Origin of the sequence: Streptomyces griseicoloratus (assembly GCF_014534645.1) — a bacterium.
Classification (GTDB): Bacteria; Actinomycetota; Actinomycetes; order Streptomycetales; family Streptomycetaceae; genus Streptomyces; species Streptomyces griseicoloratus.
The window spans coordinates 1-206 of the sequence record NZ_JACVQF010000034.1 but is presented as its reverse complement, the minus strand read 5'-3'; the positions used below and the strand labels follow the sequence as shown (position 1 = coordinate 206).

1 protein-coding gene is annotated in these 206 nt (G+C 64.1%); it reads right to left on the bottom strand.

Annotated features, from left to right (window positions below; genetic code table 11):
* The coding region (locus tag H0H10_RS01095; RefSeq protein ID WP_188178877.1) for a hypothetical protein at positions 1-206 on the bottom strand (206 nt) is incomplete at both ends.

The window sequence follows — 206 nt, the reverse complement described above, 5'->3', positions numbered from 1 at the left end:
CGCCACCGACGCCACACCCAAAGCCGCCACATGCGACGGCACCGCCTTCAGACACTCAATCCCATGCTCGACGAGGTAGGAAGCGACAGCCGCCGGATCGGTCACCATCCCCTCATCCAGGATGTGCAGCACACCACCGGTCACCAGGCTGGCGAACACCACCGTGTTACCCAGATCCGTACCCGGCCCCTGCAACACCGCATAAC